The sequence below is a fragment of the Streptomyces chartreusis genome, assembly GCF_008704715.1.
Taxonomy (GTDB): domain Bacteria; phylum Actinomycetota; class Actinomycetes; order Streptomycetales; family Streptomycetaceae; genus Streptomyces; species Streptomyces chartreusis.
In genome coordinates this window covers 1,131,091-1,152,453 of record NZ_CP023689.1, presented here as the reverse complement: position 1 = coordinate 1,152,453, position 21,363 = coordinate 1,131,091, and the positions used below count along the sequence as shown (strand labels likewise).

The window sequence follows — 21,363 nt, the reverse complement described above, 5'->3', positions numbered from 1 at the left end:
TTCGTCTCCAGCCTCACCGGCAACCTGACCAGCCCGGACACCACCGACTACTGGGTCCAGCACGTCCGTGAGACCGTCCGTTTCGCCGACGGCATCCGCACCCTGGCCGACGACCAGGGCGTCACCCGCTTCCTCGAAATCGGCCCCGACGGCACGCTCACCGCCCTCATCGAGGACAGCACGGCCGAGGAAGCCGTCGTTGCGCCGGTGCTTCGGAAGAACCGTCCCGAGGAGGCGGCCGCCCTCACGGCCCTGTCGAGGCTCTTCGCGCACGGCGTCTCCGTGGACTGGCCTGCCCTCTTCGCCGGTACCGGCGCCCGTCTCACCGACGCCCCCACCTACCCCTTCCAGCGGCAGAACTACTGGCCCGAGTCCGGTGCCGCCGCCGCGCTGTCGGCGTCCGTCGGCGGTGCCGCCGAGGCCGAGTTCTGGGCGGCCGTGGACGATGCGGACGTCGAGGGTCTCGCAGTTCAACTGCGCGTCGACAGCGAGGCGTTGAGCGACGTAGTACCGGCGATGTCGGCATGGCGCGGGCGGCGGCGGATGCGGTCGGCCGTGGACGCGCTGCGGTTCAGGGAGACGTGGCAGGCCCTCGGGGACGGTGTCGCGCGGGTCGGCGGGGGCCGTGAGGCCGAGCGGCCGTGGCTCGCCGTGGTGCCGTTCGGGCGGGGTGAGGACCCATGGGTGCGGTCCGTCGTGACAGCGCTGGGCGGGCAGACCGTGGTTGTGGAGGTCGGTGCCGAGGAGGCGGCGCACGACCTCGCGCTGCGGCTGCGCGAGAGCCTCGCCGGGCTGGACGACGGTGTCGGGATCGCCGGTGTGGTGTCGCTGCCGGCCGCCGCGACCGACGTACGGGACTCCGGGGCTCCGGTGGCCGCGACCGGAACGGCCGCTCTGGTGCGGGCCCTTGAGGAGGCCGGGCTCGACGGCCGGGTTTGGGCCGTGACATGTGGTGCGGTGAGTGTGCCGGCCGCGGACGACGCCGCGCGCGGGCTGCCCGAGCCGCGGGCCGCCGCCGTATGGGGGCTCGGCCGGGTCGTCGCGCTGGAGCATCCCGAGCGCTGGGGCGGGCTCGTCGATCTCCCCGAGGAACTGGACGAGCGGATCCTGGGACGGTTCCTGGACGTGCTCGCGCGCACCGACGGCGAGGACCAGGTCGCCGTACGGGAAGCGGGTTCGTACGGCCGACGGCTCGTCGCGGCGCCCGCTGAGAGGCGGCCTGCCGACAGCCACGCCGACCCGGTTCAGCCCCCTGCCGCATGGCGTCCCTCCGGAACCGTCCTCGTCACCGGCGGCACCGGGGCCCTCGGCGCCCACGTCGCGCGCTGGCTCGCCGGGAACGGGGCCGAGCGGCTGCTGCTGGTGAGCCGGCGTGGGCCGCAGGCGCCCGGTGCATCGGAGTTGGAGGAGGAGCTGACGGCGCTCGGAGTCGCCGTCACCGTCGCGGCCTGCGACGTCGCCGACCGGGACGGGCTCGGTGAACTGCTGGCCGCGATACCGGACGAGGCGCCGCTGACGGCCGTGGTGCACACGGCCGGTGTCCTGGACGACGGTGTGCTGCACGCGCTCACACCGGAGCGGTTCGACGCGGTGTTCCGGGCCAAGGTGGCCGCCGCCGAGGTCCTCGACGAGCTGACCCGGGACCTGGTCCCGGACCTGGACGCCTTCGTGCTGTTCTCGTCGCTCGCCGGCGCCGTCGGCAACCCCGGCCAGGCCAACTACTCCGCCGCGAACGCGGCGTTGGACGCTCTGGCCCGTCGACGGGTCGCTGCCGGGCTGCCCGCGACCGCCCTCGCCTGGGGTGCCTGGCGCGGAGCCGGCATGGCCGCCGAGGGGCGGCTCAGCCGGCATGCGTCCGGGCGTTCCCTGGAGCCGGAGCTCGCGTTGACGGCGATGGCCGAACTGGTCGCCGAGAGCGCGCCGGACACGGTCGTCGCCGACCTCGCCGACGCCGAACTGCTGGACGGCATGTTCGCGCTGCGGCACACCGCGTCCCTCACCTCACTGCCCGGCGCCCGCCAGATCGCGGCCGCCGCCCAGCAGGCCCGGCAGGAACGCGCGGGTGCCGCGGCCGAGTTGCGCACGCGCCTGCTGGCGAACCGCGAGGACGACAGGTTGCCGTTCGTCCTCGATGTGGTCCGCACCCACGCGGCGGCCGTGCTCGGGCATCCCGGGCCGGACGCCGTCAAGCCCGAGCGGGCCTTCCAGGAGCACGGGTTCGACTCGCTGATGGCCGTCGAGCTGCGTAAACGGCTCACCGCTGCCGTCGGTCTGCCGCTGCCGGCCACCATGGTCTTCGACCATCCGACGCCGCTCGCGCTGGCCCGCCATCTGCTCGGGGAGATCCTCGCCGAGGGCGACGGGGCCGACGTCGACGTGACCGCCGCCGACGTGTCCGACGAACCGATCGCCATCATCGGCATGAGCTGCCGCTTCCCCGGCGGCGTCGACTCCCCGGAGGCCTTCTGGCAGCTGATCGCCTCCGGCACGGACGCCATCGGGGAGTTCCCCGCCGACCGTGGCTGGGACGTGTCCGGGCTGTACGACCCGGACGCCGACCGGAGCGGGACCACGTACTCCACACAGGGCGGATTCCTCGACGCGGCCGGTGACTTCGACCCCGCGTTCTTCGGGATCTCGCCGCGTGAGGCGCTCGTCATGGACCCGCAGCAGCGGCTGCTGCTGGAGACCGCGTGGGAGGCCGTCGAGCGGGCCGGCATCGACCCGGGCACGCTGCGCGCCAGCCGCACGGGCGCGTTCATCGGCTCCAGCTACCAGGACTACGGACGCGGCGCCGGCGAGGGCACCGAGGGGCACATGGTCACCGGGTCCAGCCCGAGCGTGCTGTCGGGCCGGCTGTCGTACGTCCTCGGGCTCGAAGGGCCCGCCGTCACCGTCGACACGGCCTGCTCGTCCTCCCTCGTCGCGCTGCATCTGGCGTGCCAGTCGCTGCGGGGCGGCGAGAGCACCCTCGCCCTGGCCGGCGGTGCGACGGTCATGACGACGCCGGACTCGTTCGTGGCGTTCAGCCGGCAGCGGGCGCTCGCCTCCGACGGCCGGTGCAAGGCGTTCGGCGACGAGGCCGACGGCATGACCCTCGGCGAGGGCGTCGGGCTGCTGCTCGTGGAACGCCTCTCCGACGCCCAGCGACTCGGCCACCCGATCCTCGCCGTGATCCGCGGCTCCGCCGTCAACCAGGACGGTGCCTCCAACGGGCTGACCGCCCCCAACGGGCCCTCCCAGCAGCGCGTCATCCGGCAGGCCCTCGCCAACGCGCACGTCACGCCGGACGACATCGACGCCGTCGAGGCGCACGGCACCGGCACCGCGCTCGGCGACCCGATCGAGGCGCAGGCGCTGGTCGCGACGTACGGCAGGGAACGGGACCCGGAGCGTCCGGTGTGGCTCGGCTCGGTGAAGTCCAACATCGGGCACGCGCAGTCCGCGGCCGGTGTCGCCGGTGTCATGAAGATGGTGCTGGCACTGCGGCACGGCGTCCTGCCGCCCACCCTGCACGTCGACACGCCGTCCCGGCACATCGACTGGACCACGGGAGTGCTGCGGCTGCTCGACGAGGAGCGGCAGTGGCCCGCGCACGGGCGTCCGCGCCGGTGCGCCGTGTCCTCCTTCGGCATCAGCGGCACCAACGCGCACACCGTCCTGGAGGAGGCACCGGACGCACTGCCGGCGGCCCCCGAGCCCCCGTTGCCCACCGCGCCTCCCGTGTCCGGCGCCCTCCCTTGGGTGCTGTCCGCCCGTGCCCGTGCCGCGCTGCGGGACCAGGCCATCGCGCTCGCCGCCCACGCCGCGGCACGGCCCGGTGACGACCCGGCCGACACCGGCCACGCCCTGGTGACCACCCGCTCGCTGCTCGACCACCGCGCGGTCGCCCTCGGCGCAGATGCCGGTGAACTCGCCGTCGCGCTGGGCGCGTTCGCCGGGCAGGAACCCGCCGCGCCCGTCGTGCACGGCGAGGCCGACGTCGACGGCCGTACCGTGTTCGTCTTCCCAGGCCAGGGCACCCAGTGGGACGGCATGGGCGCGCGCCTGCTCGACCTGTCGCCCGTGTTCGCGGAGCGCGTCGCCGCCTGCGCCCTCGCCCTCGAACCGTTCGTCGACTGGTCCCTGACCGCCGTGCTCCGCCAGGAACCCGGCGCGCCCGGACTCGACCGGGTGGACGTCGTCCAGCCCGTCACCTGGGCCGTGATGGTGTCCCTGGCCACCGTGTGGGAGGCGTACGGCGTCCGTGCCGACGCCGTGATCGGGCACTCGCAGGGCGAGATCGCCGCGGCCGTCGTCGCGGGCGCGTTCTCCCTGGAGGACGGCGCCCGGGTCGTGGCGCTGCGCAGCCAGGCCATCGGCCGCACCCTCGCCGGGCGCGGCGGCATGATGTCGGTGCCGCTGCCCGCCGCCGAGGCCGCCGCACGGCTGGAGCCGTGGGAGGAGCGGCTGACCGTCGCCGCCGTCAACGGGCCCGGCGCGGTCGTGGTCTGCGGCGACCCCGAGGCCCTGGACGCCCTGCACGACGAACTCACCGCCGAGGGCGTGCGGGCCCGCAAGATCCCCGTGGACTACGCCTCGCACTCCCCGCACGTGACGGACCTGCACGACGAACTCCTCGACGTGCTCGCCCCGGTGACCCCGCGCGAGCCGCGCATCCCGATGCTGTCCACCGTGACGGGGGAGTGGCTGGGCGACCCGGTCGCGGGCGGTGGCGGCACGGACGCCGCGTACTGGTACCGCAACCTGCGGCAGACGGTCCGCTTCGGACCGGCCGTCGAACGCCTCCTCGCCGGGCAGCACCGGGCGTTCATCGAGATCAGCGCCCACCCCGTGCTCACCCTCGGCATCCAGGGCGCCGTCGACGAGGCGGGCGTCGCCGCGTACGTCGGCGGCACACTGCGACGCGGCGAGGACGACGCGCGGCGCGTGCTCACCTCCCTCGCCGAGGCGTTCGTGCGCGGCGTGCGCGTCGACTGGACCGCGGCGTACGGCGACGGGGCGCGAAGCCGGGTCGACCTGCCCACCTACCGCTTCCAGCACCAGCGGCTCTGGGTACCGCCCGTGACACCCGGGGCGGGCGAGGGCGGTGGCGGCACGGAGGACGCCGCCTTCTGGAGCGCCGTGGAGGAGGCCGACCTGCCGGGACTCTCCCGGGACCTCGACGTCGCAGAGGACGCGCTGGCCGCCGTACTGCCCGGCCTCACCGCATGGCGCAGGCGCCGCAGCGAGCAGTCCACGCTGGACGACTGGCGGTACAAGGTGCGCTGGGTGCCGCTGTCCGCGCCGTCCGCTGCGGCCGGCGGGCGGTGGCTCGTCGTCACCGCCGACGCCGGCGGTGGTACGGATGTCGCGGAGGCTCTCGCCGCGCACGGAGCCGAAACTGTGCGGGTCGTGCTCGACGACACCCACCTCGACCGCGAGACGGTCGCCGAGCTGCTGCGGGACGAGGGCGTGTCGGGCGACACGACCCCCGTCACCGGCATCGTCTCCCTGCTTGCCGAAGCCGAACAGGACTGCCCCGGCCATCCGGGTGCCGCTCTCGGCACCGCCCTCAACGTCGTCCTCGTCCAGGCCCTCGGCGACCTCGACGCGAACCGCCCGCTGTGGCTGCTGACCCGGGGAGCCGCCGCCACCGGCCGCGCCGACCGGGTCACCCGGCCCGTGCAGGCGCAGTCGGTCGGCATCGGCTGGACGGCGGCACTGGAGCACCCCGGCCTCTGGGGCGGGACGGTCGACCTGCCCGAGACCCTGGACGAGCGGGCCGCGCGCAGGCTCGCCGCACTTCTGACGGGCGGCGCGCACACGGCCGAGGACCAACTCGCCCTGCGCGCCTCGGGCGTCTTCGCCCGCCGTGTCGTACGCGACCGCACGGCTCAGCACGGCAGCGCGGCAAAGGGGCGCGGGGAACTGCGCGACCAGCCACGACGGCGCGGCAGCCGAACAACGACCCATCACGGCACAGGCGGCTGGACCCCCCGCGGCACCACCCTGGTCACCGGCGGCACCGGCACCCTCGGCCCCCACATCGCCCGCTGGCTGTCCGCCCAAGGCGCGGAGCGCATCGTGCTGGTCAGCCGCCGCGGCCCGGACGCGCCCGGCGCCACCGAACTCGTCGCCGAACTGGCCGAGTCGGGCACCGAGGTCACCGTCGCCGCCTGCGACATCACCGACCGGGCCGCCCTCGGCGCACTCCTGGACGGGCTGCGCGCCGACGGGCACACCCTGCGCACGGTGATCCACGCCGCCGCCGTCATCGAGCTGCACACCCTCGCCGCCACCGACCTCGCCGCCCTCTCCCGCGTCCTGCACGCCAAGGTCGACGGCGCCCGCAACCTCGACGCGCTCCTCGCCGACCACGACCTCGACGCGTTCGTGCTGTTCTCCTCCGTCGCCGGACTGTGGGGCAGCGGACAGCACGCCGCGTACGTCGCCGGTAACGCCCACCTGGCCGCGATCGCCGCCGAACGCCGCGCCCGGGGCCTCAAGGCGACCTCCGTGCACTGGGGCATCTGGGCCAACGAACTCGGCGTCGGCCGTGTCGCCCCCGACCAAGTGCGCCGCACCGGCCTCGTGTTCATGAACGCCGACCTCGCGCTCGCCGGGATGCGCCGCGCCCTGGACGACGACGAGGCGGTCCTCGCCGTCGCCGACGTCGACTGGGACCGCTACCACCCCGTCTTCACCTCCGTCCGCGAGACCCGGCTCTTCGACGAGGTGCCCGACACCCGCCGGGCCGTCGAGAGCACCGAGCGGCAACAGGGCACAGTCGAGGGCGAGTTCGCCGCCCGGCTGGCCGCACTGCCGGCCGCCGAACGGGACCGGCTGCTGCTGGACACCGTGCGCGGGCAGGCCGCCGCCGTCCTCGGCCTCGCCGGGCCCGACGACCTGTCCGAGCGGCGCGCGTTCCGCGACATCGGCTTCGACTCGATCACCGCCGTCGACCTGCGCAACCGGATCGCCTCCGCCACCGGGCTCACCCTGCCCGCCACCCTCGTCTTCGACCACCCGACGCCCGCCGCGCTCGCGGCGTTCCTGCGCACCCTCCTCGACGACACCGGCCCCGGCACCTCCGGCCCCGCCGCACCCGTCGCCGTCACCGCCGACGACCCGATCGCCGTCATCGGCATGAGCTGCCGCTACCCCGGAGGCGTCGACTCGCCCGAGGCCCTGTGGGACCTCGTCATGTCCGGCACCGACGCCATCAGCGGCTTCCCCGCCGACCGCGGGTGGCCCGTCGACGCGCTGTACGACCCCGACCCCGACACCCCGGGCCGCACCTACGCCGTGCAGGGCGGATTCCTGCGCGACGCCGCCGGCTTCGACCCGCTCTTCTTCGGCATCTCGCCCCGCGAGGCCCTCACCATGGACCCGCAGCAGCGCCTGCTCCTCGAGACGTCCTGGGAAGCCTTCGAACGCGCCGGGATCGTGCCCGAGTCGATCCGGGGCAGCCGCACCGGCGCGTTCATCGGCGCCAGCTACCACGACTACCCCGCCGCCCACGGCGAGGGCGCCGACGGGCACGCCGTGACCGGCTCCCTCACCAGCGTCCTGTCCGGCCGCGTCGCCTACCTGCTCGGCCTCGAGGGCCCGGCCGTCACCCTCGACACCGCCTGCTCCTCCTCCCTCACCGCGCTCCACCTGGCCTGCCAGTCGCTGCGGGGCGGCGAGAGCGACCTCGCCCTCGCGGGCGGCGTCAGCCTCATGGCCACCCCGAACACCTTCATCGGCTTCAGCAGCCAGCGCGCCCTCGCCCCCGACGGCCGCTGCAAGGCCTACGGCGACGGCGCCGACGGCATGGCGCTCGCCGAGGGCGTCGGCATGGTCCTCGTGGAACGGCTCTCCGACGCCGTCCGCAACGGCCACCCCGTGCTCGCCGTCGTCCGCGGGTCGGCCGTCAACCAGGACGGCGCCTCCAACGGGCTCACCGCGCCCAACGGGCCCGCCCAGCAGCGCGTCATCCGCGCCGCCCTCGCGGGTGCCCGCCTGGAGCCGTCCGACGTGGACGCCGTCGAGGGCCACGGCACCGGCACCGCCCTCGGCGACCCGATCGAGGCGCAGGCCCTGCTCGCCACGTACGGCCAGGACCGCGAACGCCCACTGCTGCTCGGCTCGGTGAAGTCCAACATCGGGCACAGCCAGGCCGCCTCCGGCGTCGCCGGCGTCATCAAGATGGTCACCGCGCTGCGGCACGGTGTCCTCCCGCCGACCCTGCACGCCGACACACCCTCCGCGCACGTCGACTGGTCCGCGGGCGAGGTACGGCTGCTCACCGAGGCCACCGACTGGCCGGAGACGGGCCGACCCCGACGCGCCGCGGTGTCGTCGTTCGGCATCAGCGGCACCAACGTGCACACGGTGCTGGAGGAGGCCCCGGAGGGGACCGGGGGGCGCCGGGACGAGGAGCCGCGGCGGCCGGATGCGGGCGCCTCCGAGGACGTACAGCAGAGTTCCTCGTGCACACCCGATACCCAAGAACTCGCCGCATCCCAGGACTTGGCGGCGTCCCACCCGCTCCCCGTGCTGCTCTCCGCCCGCGGAGACGACGCCCTGCGCGCCCAGGCCGGCCGCCTCCTCGCGTTCGCCGAGGAGCGGCCGGATCTGCCGGTCGACCGGCTCGCCGCCGCGCTCGCCCTGCACCGCTCGGTGTTCGAGCGACGCGCCGCCGTGGTCGCACACGGCAGGGACGACCTGCTGCGCGGCCTGCACGCGCTCGTCGACGGACAGCCCGACCCCGGCGTGATCCGCCCGGCCGCGTCCGGCGCCGGACGCGGCCGGGTCGCCTTCCTCTTCACCGGGCAGGGCGGCCAGCGCCTCGGCATGGGACGTGAACTGTACGACCGCCACCCGGTGTTCGCCGACGCGCTCGACGCCGCCCTCGCCCACCTCGACACGGATCTCGACGTGCCGCTGCGGGACGTGATGTTCGCGGCCGAGGGCACCCCCGAGGCCGCGCTGCTGGACCGCACCGGATACACGCAGCTCGCCCTGTTCGCCTTCGAGGTCGCGCTGTACCGCCTCGTCGAGTCCTGGGGCATCACACCGGACTACGTCGCCGGGCACTCCGTCGGCGAGATCGCCGCCGCCCACGCGGCCGGGGTACTCGAACTCGCCGACGCCTGCGCACTGGTGGCCGCCCGCGCCCGCCTCATGGCCCGGCTGCCCGAGGGCGGCGCGATGGTGTCCGTGACGGCGACCGAGGACGAAGTGACCCCGCTGCTGGACGAGCGGGTGTCCGTCGCGGCCGTCAACGGGCCCGCCTCACTGGTGCTTTCCGGCGACGAGGACGCCGTCGAGGCCGTCGCCGCCGCGCTCTCCGCCAGCGGCCACCGCACCCGCCGGCTGCGCGTCAGCCACGCCTTCCACTCGCCCCGCATGGACGCCGTGCTCGACGCGTTCGCCGAGGCCGTCGCCGGCATCGAATCGGCGCCCGCCGTACTCCCGCTCGTGTCCACCCGCACCGGCGACGTCAGCACCGACGACGAACTCGCCGCCCCCGACCACTGGGTGCGGCACCTGCGCGACACCGTACGGTTCGCCGACGCCGTGACGACCCTGACCGCTCGCGGAGTGCGGACGTTCCTTGAGGTCGGGCCCGACGCCGTCCTCAGCGGCATGACCCGCGCCGTCCTCGACGCCGACCCCGCCACGGGCGCCTCCGCGGCCGTCGTGCCCCTGCTGCGTGGCGACCGTGCCGAGGTCCCGCAGCTCACCACCGCCGTCGCGGGCGCCCATGTGCACGGCGTGACCGTGGACTGGGCCGCCTTCCTCGCCGCCACGGACGTGCCGGACCACCACCTCGACCTGCCCACCTACGCCTTCCAACGGCAGCGCTACTGGCCCGAACCCGGCACCGGAACACCGGCGGCCGCCGCGGACCCCGCCGACGCCGCCTTCTGGTCCGCCGTGGAACGCGAGGACACCACCGCCCTCGCCGCCCAGCTCGGCCTCGACACGGACACCGCCGGCTCCCTCACGCCCGCTCTCGCCGCCTGGCGCCGGCGCCGCCACGACCGGGCCCGCCTCGACGCCCTGCGCCACCATGTGGTCTGGCGTCCCGCCCGGCCCGCCACGGCAACCCTCACCGGCACCTGGCTGGCCCTGCTGCCCGAGGACACGGGCGACGCCGAGTGGGCGGAGGCCACCCTCGCCGCCCTCGGCACACCCGTCGTACGCGTCACCGTGACCGGCGAACGTGCCCGGACCGCCGATCAACTCCGCGCCCTGGAGGGGACGTTCACTGGCGTGCTGTCCCTGCTGGCACTCGCGGGCGAGGACGGCGCCGCGCTGACCGCCACCGCCTCCCAGGCCCTCGGGGACGCCGAGCTCGACGCCCCCTTGTGGTGCGTGACCCGTGGCGCCGTCTCCGTCCTCGGCGTCGGCGAGCCCGTCCGGGACCCCGCCCAGGCCGGGGTGTGGGGACTGGGCCGGGTCGTCGCGCTCGAACAACCCGGGCGACTGAGCGGATTGGTGGACCTGCCGGAGCGGATCGACGCCGCTGCCGGGCGGCGACTGCGGGCCGTGCTGGCCGGCGGCGACGCCGAGACCGCCGTACGTGACTCGGGCGTGTACGTCCGCACGCTCGTGCGGGCGCCGCACCGGGAGAACCCGGCGACGCCGGCCCATGGCCTCGCCGACCCGCACGGCACCGTCCTCGTCACGGGGGGCACCGGCGCCCTCGGCGCCCACGCCGCGCGTCGCCTCGCCCGCGAGGGTGCCGGGCATCTGCTGCTCCTCAGCCGCCGCGGACCCGACGCGCCCGGGGCCGCCGGGCTGCGGGACGAACTGACCGCGCTGGGCGCCCGCGTCACCCTGGCCGCCTGCGACGCCGCCGACCGGGACGCCCTCGCGGCCGTCCTGGCCGAACTGCCCGCCGACGCACCGCTGACCGCCGTACTCCACACGGCCGGCGTCGTCGAGGACCGCGTCCTGGACGCCCTCACGCCGGCCGACTTCACGGCCGTCCTACGGGCCAAGGTCACCGCGGCGGAGAACCTCGACGCGCTCACCCGCGAACTGCCGCTGACCGCCTTCGTGCTGTACTCCTCGACCGCCGGAGTCCTCGGCGCCGCCGGACAGGGCAACTACGCCGCCGCCAACGCCCGGCTCGACGCGCTCGCCGCCCGCCGCCGCGCCGACGGGCTGCCCGCCACCGCCATCGCCTGGGGACCCTGGGCCGGATCCGGCATGGCCGCCGGTGACGACATCGACCGCCGACTGCGCCGAGCCGGACTCACCCCACTCGACCCCGAAGCCGGCGTCGACGCCCTCATTGACGCCGTCGCCCACGACGACACCGCCGTCACCGTCGCCGACGTCGACTGGTCCCGCCTCGCCGCGCTCCAGCCCGCCACGGCCGCACTGCTCACCGAACTCGCCGGGCCCACGGCTGCCGAGGAACACTCCGCCGACCCGGGCGGGGACGACCTGCGGTCCCGGCTGGCCGGGCTGCCCGCCGCCGAACGCGGACGGACCCTGCTCGACCTGCTGCGCGCCGGCATCGCCGCCGTCCTCGGCCACGCCGACCCACGGACCGTCGAGGCCGACTGGACCTTCCGCGACCTCGGCTTCGACTCGCTGACCACCCTCGAACTCCGCAACGGCATCGCCGCCGCCACCGGCCTCACCCTGCCCGCCTCCCTGGTCTACGACCACCCCACCCCGCAGCACCTCGCCGACTTCCTCCTCGGCGAACTCCTCGGCGACACCGCCGAGTCCGCGCCCGGGGACACGGTGCCGCAGGCACGGGCGGTCGCCGGCGACCCGATCGCCGTCGTCGGCATCGGCTGCCGCTTCCCCGGCGGCGTCACCGGACCCGACGACCTGTGGCGGCTGCTCGCCGACGGCCACGACGCCATCGGCCCGTTCCCCGACGACCGCGGCTGGGACCTCGCCGCGCTCGCCGACGGCGCCTCCACCACCCGCGAGGGCGGATTCCTCGACGGCGTCGCCGACTTCGACGCCGACTTCTTCGGCATCAGCCCGCGCGAGGCCCTCGCCATGGACCCGCAGCAGCGGCTCCTGCTCGAAACCAGCTGGGAGGCCCTGGAGCGCGCCGGCATCGACCCGACCGGCCTGCGCGCCACCCCCACCGGCGTCTTCGTCGGCACCAACGGCCAGGACTACGTCACCGTCCTGCGGCGCGGCACCGCCGACGTCCAGGGCTACGCCGCCACCGGCAACACGGCCAGCGTGCTCTCCGGCCGACTGGCCTACGTCCTCGGCCTGGAAGGACCGGCCGTCACCGTCGACACCGCCTGCTCCGCCTCGCTCGTCGCCCTGCACTGGGCCGCACGGGCGCTGCGCGACGGGGACTGCGGCCTCGCCCTGGCCGGCGGTGTGTCGGTGATGTCGGCACCCGACGCGTTCGTCGAGTTCAGCGCCCAGGGCGGACTCGCCTCCGACGGCCGCTGCAAGGCGTTCTCCGCCGCGGCCGACGGCACCTCCTGGTCCGAGGGCGTCGGCGTCCTCGTCCTCGAACGGCTCTCCGACGCCCGCCGCAACGGACACCACGTCCTCGGCCTCATCCGCGGCTCCGCCGTCAACCAGGACGGCGCCTCCAACGGCCTCACCGCCCCCAACGGCCCCTCCCAGCAGCGCGTCATCCGGCACGCCCTCGCCGACGCGGGGCTGCGGCCCGCCGACGTCCAGGCCGTCGAGGCCCACGGCACCGGCACGACCCTCGGCGACCCGATCGAGGCCGAGGCCCTCCTCGCCGCCTACGGACGAGAGCGGGAACGGCCCCTGCTGCTCGGCACGGTGAAGTCCAACCTCGGTCACACGCAGGCCGCCGCCGGTGTCGCCGGTGTCATCAAGATGCTCCTCGCCATGCACCACGGCGTCCTGCCGCGCACCCTGCACGCCGACGAGCCCTCCCCGCACATCGGCTGGACACCCGGCGGACTCACCCTCCTCACCGAGCCGACCGAATGGCCCACCGACCACGGCCCGCGCCGCGCCGGAGTCTCGGCGTTCGGCATGAGCGGCACCAACGCGCACGTGGTCGTGGAGGAGGCGCCCGAGGAATCGGTCGCAGCGGAGCAGGCGCCCGGGGAACCGGTCACCACCGGGCGGTCGGCCGAGGCCGGAGGGGAAGCCCTCGTTCCGTGGCCGTGGGTGGTCTCCGCCCGTACCGGCGCCGCCCTCGACGCGCAGCTCGACCGGCTGCGCACCGCGGCCCCGGACGGTTCCGCCGCGGACGTGGCCCTCACCCTGGCCACCGCCCGCGCCGCCCTCCCGCACCGCGCCGTACTGCTCGCCGGACCCGACGGCACGACCGAGGTCGCACGCGGCCGGGCCCGGGGTAGCCGCGGCCCGCTCGCCGTCCTGTTCTCCGGGCAGGGCAGCCAGCGCCTCGGCATGGGCCGTGAACTGCACGCCCGTTTCCCGGTGTTCGCCGACGCGCTCGACGCCGTACTGGCCCGCCTCGACCTGGAACTCGGCCGCCCACTGCGCCCTCTGATGTGGGGCGACGACACGGCCGCCCTCGACCGCACCGGCACCGCGCAACCCGCCCTGTTCGCCGTCGAGGTCGCCCTGTTCCGGCTGCTGGAGTCCTGGGGCGTCACACCCGAGTACGTCGCCGGCCACTCCGTCGGTGAGATCACGGCCGCCCATGTCGCGGGCGTCCTCACCCTCGACGACGCCTGCGCCCTGGTCGCCGCCCGGGCCCGGCTCATGGACGCCCTGCCGTCCGGCGGCGCCATGGCCGCGGTACGGGCGCGCGAGGCGGACGTACGGCCGCTACTGGGTGCGGCCGTCGCCGTCGCCGCCGTCAACGCGCCCGACGCGGTGGTGCTGTCCGGCGAGGAGAGCGCGCTGAACGCCGTCCTCGACCGGCTCGACGCCGCGCAGGTCACCCGCCTGCGGGTCAGCCACGCCTTCCACTCGCCGCTGATGGAGCCGATGCTCGGCGAGTTCCGCGCCGCGCTCGACCGGCTGGAGTTCCACCCGCCGAAGCTCACCGTCGTCTCCAACCTCACCGGCCGGCCCGCCACGGACGGCGAACTCGGCAACCCCGACTACTGGGTGCGGCACGTCCGCGAGACCGTGCGATTCGCCGACTGCGTCGCCGCGCTGCGGGACGCCGGCGTCGGCGCGTTCGTCGAGGCGGGGCCGGACGCCGTGCTCTCCGGCGCTGTACGTTCCCAACTCGACGACGCCACGCCCGTGGTGCCGCTGCTGAGCCTGGACGGCGACGAACCGACCGCCGCGCTGACCGCTCTCGCCCGGCTGCATGCCGACGGTGTCCCGGTGGACTGGGCGAGCTTCTTCGCCGGCACCGGCGCCCGCCTGGTCGATCTGCCCACCTATGCCTTCCAGCACCGCCGCTACTGGCCCGAGACCGCGCCCGTGGCTTCGACGGACCCTGTGGAGGCGGAGTTCTGGAAGGCGGTCGAGGCGGCCGACCCGGCGGCACTCGCCGCCACCCTGGGGGCCGACCTCGGCTCCGAGGCGACGGCCGCCCTGGCGACGTGGCGCCGCAGGCGCCGCGCCCGCGCCACCGCGGACGACCTGCTCTACCGCACCGAGTGGGCGACGACCACGCTCCCGGAGGACTCGGGCACCGGACGCTGGCTGCTGCTGACAGGGGAGGGGGACGGGGCGTGGGCCGAGGCGGCCGTGGCGGCGCTGGGGGCCGATCGCGTTGAGCTGGTCGATGCTGCGGGGGCGGAGTTGGGTGGCGATCCCGTTGAGCCGGTCGACGCTGCCGTGACGGAGCTTGGTGGCGATCGCGTTGGGCTGGTCGACACTGCCGTACCGGAGCTCGGTGACGATCGCGTCCAGCGGGGCGTCGCCGTCCGGGAATTGGGCGCCGGTCGTCCTCAGCCGGCCGACAGCGACGCGCTCGCCGATGTCGCCCTCGAACCGACCGGCGTGCTGGCCCTGCCCGGCGCGGTGCGTGCTCATGGTCCGGATGGCCTGCTGCTCATGCTGGAGCGGGCGGGTCTCACGGCGCCGCTGTGGTGCGCGACCCGCCAGGGCGTCAAGGCCGATGCCACCGACCCCGCGCCGGAGCCGGTGTCCGCCGCGGCCTGGGGTGCCGGGCGCGTCTCGGCACTGGAGCACGCGGGCCGTTGGGGCGGCCTGATCGACCTCGGCACCACCCCTGACGCACGGCTGGGCGCCCTGCTCACCATCGCCGAGGCGTCGGCCGAACGCGAACTGGCGCTGCGGGCCGACGGCTTGCGCGCCCGCCGGATCGTGCGCGTACGTCCGGATGCCCACGGCGCCGCCTGGACGCCGCGCGGCACCGTGCTCGTCGTCGGCACCGGCCCGATGGGGGTGGCCGTCGCCCGTCACGCCGCACTCGGCGGCGCCGACCACGTCCTGCTCGTCGGGCGCGACCCGGAGGCGGACACGGCCGCTCGCGTCCTCCCCGGCACGGACGCTGCCGAACGGGTTCTCCCCGACGCGGACCCCGCCGACCACGCCCCGCCCGTCGGGCGCGGACCCGACTCGGCCACTGCAACTCGCGTTCTCTCCGACGCGGGCACAGCCGCTCACGTCCTCCCCGACGCGGACACTGCCGAATGCGTGCTCCCCGACGCGGACCCCGCCGACCACGCCCCGCCCGTCGGGCGCGACCCCGATGCGGTCACTACCGCTCGCGTCCTCCCCGACCCGAACACCGCCGACCGCCCCACGCCCACAGCCCGCCTCACCGTCCAGGCCTGCGACATCTCCGACCGTGCCGCCCTGAGCGCGCTCCTCGACGGTCCGGACGTGGCCGCGCTCACCGCCGTCGTCCACGCGGAGGAATCCGAAACCGGAAGGACCCTCGACGACGCGCTCGCCGGAGTGCTCGCGCTGGACGAACTCCTGGCCGACCGTGACCTGGACGCCTTCGTGCTGTTCGGCTCGATCGCCGCCACCTGGGGCGCCCGGGGCCGTGCCGCCGAAGCCGCTGCCGGTGCCGCTCTGGAGGCCGTGGCCGAGCGTGGCCGGGAGCGGGGCAGGGCTGTCGTGGCCGTCGCCTGGAACGCCTGGGCCGGCACCGTGGAGCCGTCCCTCGCCGGGCATCTGCGGCTCAGTGGGCTACCGGCCCTCGCCCCGGACACCGCGCTCGCCGCCCTCGACCGGGCCGTCGGCCTCGGCCTGCCCGCCGTCATCGCCGCCGACGTCGACTGGGCGACGTTCGCCCCCGCGAGCGGCGCATCCGCCGCCCTGTTCGCGGCCCTGCCCGAGGCGCGCGACGCACTGGCAGCCGCAACCGCAACCGAACCCGGCGACGACCCGGCCACGCGCCTGCGTGAAGAGCTCCGTGCCCTTCCCGCCGCGACCGAACGCGCCGACCGGCTCCTGCGCCTCGTGCGGGAGAGGAGCGCCGTCGTTCTGGGCCATGGCCACGGCACGTCGGCGGCCGACGCGATCGAACCCGACCGCCCCTTCCGCGACCTCGGCTTCGACTCCCTCGCCGCCGTCGACCTGCGCGACCAACTGGCCCGCGCCACAGGCCTGCCGGTGCCCGCCACGGCCGTGTTCGACCACCCCACCCCGGACGAACTCGCCCGCCATCTGCTCACCGAACTCCTCGGTACCGGCCAAGTGCGGTCCGAGCCGACGGACACCCTCCAGGTCCCCGCCGCAGCCACCGACGACCCGATCGTCATCGTCGGCATGAGCTGCCGCTACCCCGGCGGCGTACGGTCCCCGGAGGACCTGTGGGACCTCGTGGTCGCCGGAGTCGACGCCACCGGCGACATGCCGCTCGACCGCGGCTGGGACTTCGACCGGCTGCTCTCCGGCGGGCCCGGCGGCAGCGTCACCCGGCGCGGTGGATTCCTCGCCGACGCCGCCGACTTCGACCCCGGCTTCTTCGGCATCTCGCCCAACGAGGCCCTCGTGATGGACCCGCAGCAGCGGCTCGTCCTGGAGGCCGCCTGGGAGGCGCTGGAGCGGGCCGGTATCGACCCGACCGGGCTGCGCGGCGGCGACGCGGGCGTGTTCGTCGGCGGCACCAGCGGCGACTACCGGCTCCCGGACGACCTCGGCCGCTGGGAGACCGCGCAGTCCGGCAGCCTGCTCTCCGGCCGCGTCGCCTACGCACTGGGGCTGCAAGGCCCCACCGTCTCCGTCGACACCGCCTGCTCCTCCTCCCTGGTGGCGCTGCACCTCGCAGTGCAGGCGCTGCGCGCGGGGGAGTGCACCGTGGCGCTGGCCGGCGGTGTGACGGTGATGTCGACGCCGGTCGGCTTCGTCGAGTTCACCGCGCAGGGCGCGCTGTCCGCGGACGGCCGCTGCAAGGCGTTCTCCGCCGACGCGGACGGCACCGGCTGGGCCGAGGGCGTCGGCATGCTCGTCGTCGAACGGCTCTCGGACGCCGAACGCCTCGGACACCGGGTGCTCGCCGTCGTCCGCGGTACGGCCATCAACCAGGACGGCGCCTCCAACGGGCTCACCGCCCCCAACGGGCCCGCCCAGCAGCGCGTCATCCGCCGGGCCCTGGCCGCCGCCGGGCTCCCCCCGGCCGGCGTCGACGCCGTCGAGGCGCACGGCACCGGCACCAGCCTCGGTGATCCGATCGAGGCCCAGGCCCTGCTCGCCACGTACGGCCAGGACCGTGAAAGGCCCCTGCTGCTCGGCTCGGTGAAGTCGAACATCGGCCACACCCAGGCCGCGTCCGGTGTCGCCGGCGTGATCAAGATGGTGCAGGCGATGCACAGCGGCCTGCTGCCGCGCACCCTGCACGCCGACACACCGTCCCCGCACATCGACTGGGCCTCCGGCGCCGTACGCCTGCTGACCGAGGCCACCGACTGGCCGGACACCGGCCGACCGCGCCGCGCGGGCGTGTCCTCCTTCGGCGCGAGCGGCACCAACGCCCACGTCATACTGGAACAGGCACCGGCGGGGCCCGGCGAAGAGCCCGCACCGGACGTGCGGCACCCGCTGCCAGTCGTGCTCTCCGCCCGTACCCCCGCCGCCCTGCGCGACCAGGCCCGCCGACTGCTCGACCGGGTCACCGCCGAGCCGCGCCCGGCCGTCGCCGACCTGGCGTACGCAATGGCCACGGGACGCGCCCTCTTCGAGCACCGTGCCGCGCTCACCGCCACCGGCCATGACGACCTCATGACGGGACTGGCGGCGCTTGCCGACCCGTCCGGCATCGTCGACGCCCCCGGCGTGCTGCGGGCGGACGCCCCTCGCACCGGCCGGGTCGCGTTCCTCTTCCCGGGGCAGGGCAGCCAACGCCTCGGCATGGGACGCGAGTCGTACGACACCCACCCGGCCTTCCGCGCCGCCCTCGACGAGGTGCTCGGGCACTTCGGCCCGGGCGTGCGGGACGTGATGTGGGGCGACGACGAGGCAGCCCTCGACCGCACCGGCACGGCGCAGCCGGCCCTGTTCGCCGTCGAGGTCGCGCTGTTCCGGCTGCTGGAGCACTGGGGCATCACCCCGGACTACGTCGTCGGGCACTCCGTCGGTGAGATCGCCGCCGCCCATGTCGCGGGCGCCCTCCCGCTCGCCGACGCCTGCCGGCTGGTCGCAGCCCGGGCCCGCCTCATGGACCGGCTGCCCGAGGGCGGCGCCATGAGCGCGGTGCAGGCCACCGAGGACGAGGTCCGGCCGCTGCTCACCGACCGGGTGTCCCTGGCCGCCGTCAACGGGCCCGACGCGGTCGTCGTCTCCGGCGACGAGGACGAAGTCCTGCGCATCGCCGGGCACTTCGCCGACCTGGGCCGCCGTACCAGCCACCTCCGGGTCAGCCACGCCTTCCACTCCCCGCACATGGAGCCCATGCTGGAGGGCTTCCGCGCCGAACTCACCGGCCTCACGGTCATGGCGCCCGCGATCCCGGTCGTCTCCAACCTGACCGGACGACTCGCCACCGCCGACGACGGCTTCGGGACTCCCGCGTACTGGGTGCGGCACGTACGCGAGGCCGTCCGGTTCGCCGACGGGGTGCGCACCCTGGGCGAGCGTCAGGCGTCGGTGCTGGTGGAGGTCGGACCGGGCGGTGCGCTGCTCGGTCCGGCGGGCGCCGGTGACGCCGCGTCCGCACTCGCCGTGCCGCTGCTGCGCCGGGACCACGCGGAGGCCGCCTCGCTGAGCACCGCCGTGGCCCGGCTGCGGCTCGCCGGACTCGGCGTGGACTGGGACGCGTACTTCGCCGGCACCGGAGCGCGCCGCGTCGACGTCCCGACGTACCCCTTCCAGCACGAGCGGTTCTGGCCCGAGCACACCGCCAAGCGGGCCGCGCAGAGCATGGACGGTGACTTCTGGACGGCCGTCGAGCAGGAGGACTTCGCCGAGCTGGGCGCCCGTCTCGATGTCGACGACGACGCCCTGGCCAAGGTGCTGCCCGCGCTCCTCGACTGGCGGCGCGGCCGTGACACCGAGACCCGCATGGACGGCTGGCGGTACCGCGTCGAGTGGCAGCCGCTGTCCGGCCTCCCGGCCCGCCGCGCCACCGGCACCTGGCTCGCGGTACTGCCCGCCTCCGGCGCCGACGACGCCTGGACGGACGCGGTCCTCGACGGGCTCGGCGCGAGTGTCGTGCGGATGCGCGTCGACAGTACGGAGAGGGCTCAACTTGCCGCTGAAGTAGGCAAGTTGGAGACCGGCTTCACGGGTGTGCTGTCGTTGCTGGCCCTGGACGACCGTACGGCCGACCACGAGGTCCCCTCCCGGACAGCGGCCCTCGTCCAGGCACTCGGCGACGCCGGTGTGACCGCGCCCCTGTGGTGCGTCACGCGCGGTGCGGTCGCGGTCGGGGCGGCGGACGTGGCCCCGGCCCCGCGACAGGCCGCCGTCTGGGGCCTCGGCCGGGTCGCCGCGCTGGAGTACCCCGACCGCTGGGGCGGTCTGGTCGACCTTCCGGCCGCCGTGCCCGGCGCGCGCGAACTCGACGCCCTCGCCGCCGTCCTCGCCGGACAGGACGGCGAGGACCAGGTCGCCGTCCGCGGCGGCACGGTCTTCGCGGGACGTATCGTGCCGGCCCCTGCCGACGGACCCGACGCCGGCCTCCCGGCATCGGGCACCGACACCGCCTGGCAGCCCACCGGCACCATCCTCATCACCGGCGGCACCGGCGCCCTGGCCGCCCATGTCGCGCGGCGACTCGCCAAGTCCGGCGCCCCGCACCTCGTACTCGCCGGACGACGCGGACCCGACGCACCGGGTGCAGCCGCACTGCGCGACGAGCTGACCGGCCTCGGCACCCGCGTCACCCTCGCAGCCTGCGACGTCGCCGACCGGGAGCAGCTCACCGGCCTGCTCGCCGCGATACCGGAAGACCTGCCGCTGACGGCCGTGGTGCACACCGCCGGGGTCGTCGACGACGGTGTGCTGGACCGGCTCACCCCCGAGCGGTTCGCGACGGTCTTCCGCGCCAAGGCGGCCTCCGCGCTGCTGCTGGACGAACTCACCCGGGACCGCGACCTGGAGGTGTTCGCCCTCTTCTCCTCGGCGACCGCCCTCGTCGGCAACCCCGGCCAGGCCAACTACGCCGCCGCCAACGCCGTGCTGGACGCGCTCGCCGAACGACGCCGGGGCGAGGGCCTGCCCGCGACGTCCATCGCGTGGGGAGTCTGGGGAGGCGGCGGCATGGCCGGGGGCGCGGCCGCCGAGGAGGCCATGCGGCGGGTCGGCATCGAGCCCATGGATCCCGAGCTCGCCGCCGAGATGCTGTGCCGGCTGGTCGCCGAACCCCACCCGACCGCCCTGGTCGCGGGACTGGCCGCCGGCGCGTTCGCCGGGCCCGCCGCCGGACGTCCCCGTGCCCTGCTGCGCGGCCTCCCCGGCCACGACCGGCCACAGGGCACCGCCGAGCCGACCGTCGAACCGGCCACCGCCCTGCGGGAACGGCTCGCCAAGCTGCCCCCGGCACGCCGCACCGACGCCGTCCTGGACCTGGTGCTGGCCCGGTCCGCGGCCGTCCTCGGTCACCGCGACCCGGCCGCCATCGGCGCCGAACGCCTCTTCCGCGACCTCGGCGTCGACTCCCTCGGCGCGGTCGAGCTGCGCAACCAGCTCACCGCCGCGACCGGTCTGCCCCTCGCCGCCACCCTCGTCTTCGACCACCCCACGCCACTGGCGCTCGCCGAGCACCTGACGGAACGCCTCGCCCCCGCGACACCGGAGACGTCCACCACCCCGCCCGACGACGCCCCCGAGGACGCCGGGATCCGCTCGGCGCTCGCCCGCCTGCCCCTGGACCGGCTGCGCGAGAGCGGCCTGCTCGACGAACTCCTCGCCCTCGCCGCCGAGCCGTCGGCGGACCCCGGGCCCGACGCCGACATCGACGGCATGGCGCTCGACGACCTCGTGCGCGCCGCGCTCCAGGGGCACGGAGCCGGCCCCGACGACCCCACCGAACCCGATGACCCGGACGACCTGACCGACGAGTCCGCCGAGTGA

1 protein-coding gene (only partly in view) is annotated in these 21,363 nt (G+C 75.6%); it reads left to right on the top strand.

Annotated features, from left to right (window positions below; all coding sequences use genetic code 11):
• Positions 1 to 21,363, top strand: partial view of a type I polyketide synthase gene (locus CP983_RS04435; RefSeq protein ID WP_150498594.1) — the 3' portion only. It extends 17,532 nt beyond the left edge of the window; the window shows 21,363 of its 38,895 coding nt (coding positions 17,533-38,895); its start codon lies beyond the left edge, outside the window; the stop codon is at positions 21,361 to 21,363.